This window comes from Chloroflexia bacterium SDU3-3 (assembly GCA_009268125.1).
GTDB lineage: Bacteria > Chloroflexota > Chloroflexia > Chloroflexales > Roseiflexaceae > SDU3-3.
The window spans coordinates 42859-50397 of the sequence record WBOU01000025.1 but is presented as its reverse complement, the minus strand read 5'-3'; the positions used below and the strand labels follow the sequence as shown (position 1 = coordinate 50397).

Sequence of the window (7539 nt, the reverse complement as noted above, 5' to 3'; positions counted from 1 at the left end):
CAGCTTGTTCACCCTGGCCATCGCGTGGCAAAACCGCCAGCACGCGTTCGGTCTATCCATGCCCGTTCGCTGGAAAGTGTACTTCTGACACTTCCCAAAAGTGACACCATGTGAGGGGCCTGCCCCTTGGAACCCCGCCAGGGTGCATCGCCCCCTTGGAATCCCCAATATAAGGCGTTCCTCTGTGGTTTTTCGCCCTCTTGTGCTCCCCTCGCGCCTCTACGCCTTCATGATATTTGTCCTCTTGTGTTGCTTGGTGTCTTGGAGCCTTGGTGGTAAAGAGTCTTCTGCGCACTGGGAGCGCAGAGGCCCTACGCGCCTGGCCCGCGCTTGACAAATCGCTATTCTCTTTTACCATAGGCGGCTGGGAGGGCGCTTTACAGCGCCGCCGCCGATTGCGCATTGCTGCGAGCAACATGCGGCCCCGCTGTCAGCACCCGCAGCAGCGCCCAGCGCACCAGATCGCCCACACAGCACTGAGGATAGCCCCATGGTCGAGCCATATACCTCCACCCCACGCCCCGCCCGACGGCCCGTGGCCACAGGCGGGGCGCGCTACGCCCGCGCCCTGCTGCCAAGCCTGATCGCGCTGCTGATCAGCGCCGCCTTTCTGTGGGCGGCCCCGCTGAACGACCGCATGTCCTTCTCGCTGGGCGGGGTGGGCGCGCCGCTCACCCAGGGCTTCAACCTGGCCGAGACCACGCCCGACGGGCGCGGGTTCCGCTGGACCGACGGCGACAGCGTGCTGCGGCTGCCAGCGCAGGGCGTGGGCGCGTACGTGCTGCGCTTCCGCGCCAGCGCGCCCTGGCCCAGCGCGCCGGGGCCGATCCGCACCACCGTATCGCTCAACGGCCAGCCGCTGATGCAGATCGACGTGGGCGAGCAGGCGCGAACCTACGCGCTGGCCATCCCCGCCAGCCAGGTGCGCTGGGGCCGCAACGAGGTGCGGTTCGAAAGCCCCACCTTTGCGCCCGACGAGGTGAACAAGAGCGAGCGCAAGCTGGGCATCGCGATGTTCGAGGCGAGCTGGGCGGCGGAGGCCGCGCCCGCGTGGATGGTGCCGCTGCAGGTTGCACTGATCGCGCTGGCGGTGGGGCTGCTGGCGGCGCTGCTGGCGGCGCACCAGGCCCCGCCGTGGGCGCAGGCGCTGAGCGCAAGCCTGCTGCTGTGCATCCTGCTGGCCATGCGCCACAGCGACATGCGCTTTGTGAACCGCTGGCACGCGCTGGGCTTCACGCTGGCGGTGTGCGCGGCGCTGGGGCTGGCGCTGGGCGCGCGGCTGCGCTGGGGCGCGGGCGAGGCGGGGCGCGTGGCCAGCCTGCGGGCCTGGGCCGGCGAGCACTGGCGGGCCTTGGCGGGCTATCTAGCGGTGAGCGCGGTGATGCTGCTGCCGCTGGTGCTGCACTTCACCACCCACATCATGGGCGCGGCGGGCGACAACTGGGAGTACCTGTGGAAGATGCAGTGGTACAGCGAGGCGCTGCTGCAGCGCCACACCTCGCCCACCTATGTGCCGCAGCTGTTCTTCCCCAACGGCGCGGAGCTGACCAGCTCGGAGATCTCGGCGGCGCAGCACATGCTGTACATCCCGCTCACGCTGATCTTCGGGCCGACGGTGAGCTACAACATCAACCTGCTGCTGACCTTCGCGCTGAGCGGCTTCTTCACCTACCTGCTGGCGCGGCGGCTGGGGGCGCGGGCGGGCGCGGCCTTCGTGGCCGGGCTGATCTACGCCTTCAGCGTGCGGCGGTTCTTCCACGCCACCGGCCACTTCGGGATCAGCGCATCGCAGTGGGCACCGCTGCTGCTGTACGCCTGGGAGGGCATGCTGACGCGGCGGCGCACCTGGGATGGCTGGCTGGCGGCCACGGCCTATGTGCTGGCCACCTGGAGCTCGATGATCTACGGCGTGACCACGCCGCTGCTGGTGGTGGGCTACACGCTGGTGCGGGTGGGGCCGCGCGGGCTGCTGGCCACGCTGCGCGAGGTGTGGCAGCCGCTGGCGCTGATGGCGGCGCTGAGCGTGGCGCTGATCCTGCCTGCGCTGCAGCCCTACTTCGAGGCCCAGGCCGAGGGCCTGACCTACCAGCACCAGTACGCGCAGCTGGCGCTGCACGCGGTCAAGCCAATCAGCTACATCCTGCCCAACCCGCTGCACCCGCTGTGGGGCGCGTGGGCCACTAGCCTCTACCCGCCGGACGGCGGCGAGCACTACGCCTCGCCGGGCTACGCCGTGATCGCGCTGGCGCTGGCCGGGCTGTGGCTGGGGCGAAAGCAGCGGCCCGCGCTGGCCCTAGGCGCGATGCTGCTGGTGTTCGGGCTACTGTCGCTGGGGCCGGACCTGAGGCTGGGCGAGAGCATCAGCATCCCGCTGCCTGCCAAGCTGCTCTACGAACTGCCGGGCTTCAGCAGCATCCGCACCTGGGGTCGCATGGAGCTGTATGTGATGCTGTGCGCTGGCGTGCTGGCCAGCGTTGCGCTGGAGCGGCTGGCCCAGCGGCTGCGCGGCGCGCGCTGGCACGCGGCCTGGGCGCTGGCAGGCGCGCTGGTGCTGGCCGAATCGGCCTCGGTCATCCCGCTGAGCGAGGTGCAGGCCAGACCGGTGGATGTGTGGCTGCGCGACCAGCCGGGCGATGGCTCGGTGGTGGACCTGCCGCACAAGGTCGGCGGCCCGACCGAGTTCCTGACCATGATCTACGCCGACAAGCCGGTGAGCCAGGGCAACGGCACCTTCACCCCGGCGGCCTTCCGCGAGGGACAGGACATCTACTACCGCTTCCCCGACGAGAGCTCGCTGCGGCTGATGCAGCGCTGGCAGGTGGACTACCTGGTGATCGACCATGCCAAGATGGCCGCGCTGCACGCCGACTGGCAGTCCACGCTTGAATCGCTGGGGCTGGTGACGAAGGTCTACGACCAGGGCGGCTTCAGCGTGTATCGGCTGGCCCGCTAGGCATCAGCACACCAAGTGAAAGGAAGCTGTGGGAGAACCTCCACAGCTTCCTTTCATTTTTTGAAAAAAACTGGGAGCGAAGAAGAAGAGATGATTGGAGCGGCGAATCATCTGATCAGATGATGCCGCTCTCACCCCTCCGGCGTTTGACAACGCCGGGGGCAATTTCGTACACTTGTCACCGACAAGGCTGTACTATCGCGTACGCTGAAGGAGGAACCCATGCGTTCACTACGCAATTGGATACTATGTGTCGGTATGCTGGCGGCGCTGCTGCCCATGGCCGCCGCGCAGGCGGCGGTGACGAACGTCAGCCCCGAGGTGGGGCCTGCGGGCACCACATTCCTGTTCTACGCAGGCGGCTTCAGCCCAGGCGAGCAGATCAGCACCTGGCTGAACTCGCCCAGCGGCGAGGTGGTGACGGTGAAGCGCACCGAGATCGGCGCGGCCACCGTGGGTGGCGGGGCCTCGTGGAAGTGGGTCGCCCCCGACGATATCGCCGAGGGCCGCTGGCAGATGGTGGTGCACGGCAAGAAGAGCGGCCTTGAGCAGGTGATCCCGTTCACCATCGGCGACCCCGCGCCCTCGCCGCAGCGCAACGAGGCCTACGGCGTGACCCCGGCAGCCGACCGGGCGGGCGCGTCGTTCACCTTCTTCGCCAACGGCTTCACCGCCGCCGAGGAGGTGGCCATATCGGTGAGCGGGCCGGGCGGCGCGCTGGCCGATGCCGACGCCCACCTGAAGGGGCCTGCCAGCGCCGAGGGCCGCGTGGACGGCTGGTGGATCTCGCCCGAAAATGCGGCGGCGGGCACCTGGCACATCTACCTGCGCGGCACCAAAAGCAACCTCAACCGCGACATCGTGGTGACGATCACGGGCAACGGCGGCGCACCCAGCGCCTCGCTGACAGTCAGCCCCGAGCACGGCACGCGCGACGTGCCCTTCCACTTCTCGGCGGCGGGCTTCAGCAAGGATGAGAAGCTGAGCGTGTGGCTGAACAGCCCCGATGGCCGCGTGATCAGCGCCGAGACGATTGGCAACGCGCAGGCTGGGCCGGATGGCCGGGCCTCGTGGGGCTGGCAGGCCGCCGCCGACGCGCCGCTAGGCACGTGGCAGCTGGTGGCGCACGGCCAGGAGAGCGGGCGCGAGGCGGTGGTAAGCTTCACGATCGACCGCTAGGCTGGCCTTCGGCCTAGAAGAGAACGGTCTGGGCTGTATGCAGCCCAGACCGTTCTTTTTGCCTATGCCGACTGGCCTGACCGATAGATCTAGCGGGTGATCAGCGGCAGGTAGACGAAGGTATCTGGCCCGCTGCCTGGCGTCGGCACGACCGTGGGCGTCGCTGTCGGCGTCTTGGGCGTCGCTGTCGGCGTCTTGGGCGTCGCTGTCGGCGTCTTGGGCGTCGCTGTCGGCGTCTTGGGCGTGGCCATCGGCGTCTTGGGCGTGGCCGTCGGCGTCTTGGGTGTGGCCGTCGGCGTCTTGGGTGTGGCCGTCGGCGTCTTGGGCGTGGCCGTCGGCGTCGGCGTTCCAGGCGTGGTCGTCACAGTTGGCGTTGCTGTCGGGGTGGCGGTATCAGTCGGCGTTGCTGTCGGGGTGGCGGTATCAGTCGGTGTAGCCGTCGGTGTAGCCGTCGGCGTCGGCTCGGCCTCCGAGACGATCTCCACATCATCGGCGTTCACAAAGCCCGAACGATGGTTGTAGGAGATCTTGTAGTACTTCCGCTGGCCAGTGATCACATAGTGCCGGGTCGGATCATACGTCGGAATATAATCCGGCGCGTAGAGCGCGGTGCCGGTAAAGACCTCAGTCGCAGCGTAGATCTGGCCCGCAGGCAGCTGGTAGACCTCGGTCACGGCGCGCGGCGTCATGCCCGCCGGGTAGGCCGCATCCTCAGGGTAGGAAACGCCATACACCGAGATGAAGGACTTGCCCGCCTTGGGCGTAATCAGCGCGGTCGCCACGCTGGGCTGGGCGTTGATGCCGCCGGGGTTGTAGAACCAGGCCTTCTGGCCGCTGAAGTTGATCGCATCCCAGTCGCCCTGCTGGTCGACGCGGTAGAACTGCTGGCCCGCCGCAGCCTTGTTGGCCCAGTTGTTGGCCAGCGTCGGCGACGAACCGATGAAGGGGTTGGTGATCAGCGGCGACGACTCGATCGGCTGGGTGCGCAGGTAGATAAAGTTCGACGGCTGGGGCGTCACCGCAGCGCAGGTGGCCGTGGTTGGGCAGTAGGTCATGGCTGGCATGTTGGTGTCGAAGTCGGGGCGGATGCTGATGGTGTGCCGCACGTCGGTGCTGGCCGAGGCGTTGCTGGGCGCGTTCACCAGCGCCATGTAGTGGTCCCAATCCCAGAAGGGGCCGGGATCCCAGTGCATGCCCGCCTGGCGCGCCGCGTTCACTCCCGGCACCTCGTCGTGGCCAATGATGTGCTGGCGATCCATGGGGATGCCGTACTTCTCGCACAGGTAGCGCACCAGCTTGGCCGAGGCCGAGTAGAGCGCCTCGGTGTACCAGGTGGCGCCCTCCATCGCCCAGCCCTCGTGCTCGATGCCGATCGAGTGCGTGTTCACATCCCAGTTGCCCGCGTGCCAGGCCACATCGCGGTGCTCCACCATCTGGGTCACGTGGCCATCCTGCGAGCGCACCACGTAGTGTGCCGCCGCCTGGTGCGCCGGGTCTTGGAACACCTTCAGCGTGTTGGTGTAGTTGGTCTCGGTGTCGTGGATGATGATGTAGCGGATGTCCGCGCCATCAACCGGGCGGTTGGCCAGATCGTAGTTGCCGTAGGAGGAGGTCGTGGTAGTGTAGGCGGCGGGCACGTAGTCGCAGTCGAGCGTGGCCGGGCAGTCGGCCACCGCAGCGGTGTTCTCGATCAGGCCCAGCGGCTTGGCGGTGAGCTTGTTGGCTACAACGGCCTGGGGCGAGAGCGCGAGCCGCTGGCCCTCGCTGGTGGTGCGCACCGCGCCAGCGCGCATGGTGGCGTACACATCGTCGGCGAAGCCCTGGGCCTGGGCAGCCGAGCGCCAGCCGCTGAACTTGGCCACCGCGCCGTACCAGCCCGCCGCGCCGCTGGGCAGGCCGCCGCCGCTCAGCTCGCGGGCGTAGCGGGCCAGCAGCGCCGCGCCACCGCGGATGTTCTGCGTCGCGTCGGTCTGCAGCAGCTCGGGCGATGTGCCCAGCAGGCTCGCCGCCGCATCCAGCGTCAGCAGCGGCGAGTCGAGATCGACCTCCGCGGCGGCATCGTCGGCCTCGTCGCCGCGCTGGTGGAAGTGGCCCTCCTCGGCGTGGATCAGGTGCATCGGGCCATAGCCGCCGCTGGCGCTCGGCTGGCCCGCGTGGGTCTCCCAGCGCGTCAGGTTGTACGAGACCGCCAGCAGCAGCGGCGCGGGAACTTGGAACTCGCTCGCGGCGGCGCTGAAGGCCTGCTGGAGCGTAGAGGACGTGTCGTCATCCGTCTTCGCCGACGAAGGCGCGGGCAGCATGCCCGCAAGCGTGAACATCCCGATCAGAGCAAGCGATGCGAGGTAGAACGCGGGCCGACGAGAAGCTGGATACGCCATCGAGAATCCCCCTACGGACAAAGAGAACCCTTCGTAACACAAACTATTTTGCCGTGGGACGATAGTAGCACAGGCGCTCTACGCCCCGGCCAAAAGGCACAGGCAAAAACTCGCAGAATCAGACATCTTCGCCCAACTAACACCTAGCTGTTAATCGCAAGAGCAGCGACGCCAGGATACGCAGGTATCCTGGCGTCGCTCGCCTAGCCGATGGTGGATGGCGGCCTCACCAGCCGCCGCCAGCAGCGCCTCGGTCGGCTGGATCAGCGTGACGATCTGCCCGCCGCCGTGCTGCTTCACCACCGCGCCCGGCAGCTGATCGCGGGCGCGTCTACAGCGGCCAGTCGCGCAGGATACGCTCGGTCTCCTCGGCGTGGCCGCTCTCATCCAAGATCATATTCTCCAGCTGGATGGCCAGGCCCTTCTCGCCCGCCGCCTCGGCCTCGATGGCGCGGGCGGTGTAGTCCTTGGTGGCCTTGCGCTCGGCGGCCAGCACGGCCTCCAGCATCTCGCGGTTGGTCTCGGCGGCGGCCACCGGGCGGGCCACGGTGGTCGGCTCGCCGCCCAGGGCCACGATCTTGTTGGCGAGAAACTGGGCGTGGCCCTGCTCGTCGGGGACCTCGGCCAGGAAGAACTGGGACAGCTGCGGGCGGTAGGGGCCGGTGCACTTGGCCGCGTAGGTGATGTACTGGATGATCGCGCTCAGCTCGCCGGCGAGATCTTCATTCAGGTGGTTGATCAGAGTCTGTCGATCCACAGTGCGATCCTTTCTCAAGCTCGGGATGGCCTGCCGTGAGTGCAGGTGCCAGACAAGCGAAGGCAGCTCGTCAGATCACTAGCGACAGCAGGCTACCAGCAAGCACATGGCGATGCCGCAACGATGTTCACATAGATGCGCTTCTGATACGGCTATCATAGCCCATAGGATTCAAAAGATCAACAAAATGCCGTGGCGCGCAGGGCCGATGCGTTCTTGATCGGCAGCATGTTTTTACCACCAAGACTCCAAAGCACCAAGGAGCAAAAGGG

3 protein-coding genes and 2 pseudogenes are annotated in these 7539 nt (G+C 67.4%); 2 read left to right on the top strand and 3 right to left on the bottom strand.

All coding sequences use genetic code 11. From position 1 onward, the window contains the following. Positions 1 to 490 precede the first annotated feature (490 nt). Complete coding sequence (locus tag F8S13_26180; GenBank protein KAB8139942.1) at positions 491 to 2953, top strand: hypothetical protein; 2463 nt, start codon at positions 491 to 493, stop codon at positions 2951 to 2953. Between the two features lie 222 nt (positions 2954 to 3175). Then, complete coding sequence (locus F8S13_26175) at positions 3176 to 4132, top strand: hypothetical protein (protein KAB8139941.1); 957 nt, start codon at positions 3176 to 3178, stop codon at positions 4130 to 4132. A gap of 263 nt (positions 4133 to 4395) precedes the next feature. Here the strand turns inward: F8S13_26175 and F8S13_26170 are convergent. The 3 genes and pseudogenes from F8S13_26170 to F8S13_26160 all read right to left on the bottom strand — a co-directional run bounded on the left by F8S13_26170 (position 4396) and on the right by F8S13_26160 (position 7267). Further along, positions 4396 to 4590: pseudogene (locus F8S13_26170) on the bottom strand (hypothetical protein). 9 nt (positions 4591 to 4599) lie between these two features. Then, positions 4600 to 6510: pseudogene (locus tag F8S13_26165) on the bottom strand (N-acetylmuramoyl-L-alanine amidase). 331 nt (positions 6511 to 6841) lie between these two features. Next, positions 6842 to 7267 carry a ferritin-like domain-containing protein gene (locus F8S13_26160; protein ID KAB8139940.1) on the bottom strand — a complete coding sequence of 142 codons (426 nt, stop codon included), beginning with the start codon at positions 7265 to 7267 and terminating at the stop codon, positions 6842 to 6844. Positions 7268 to 7539: the final 272 nt, after the last annotated feature.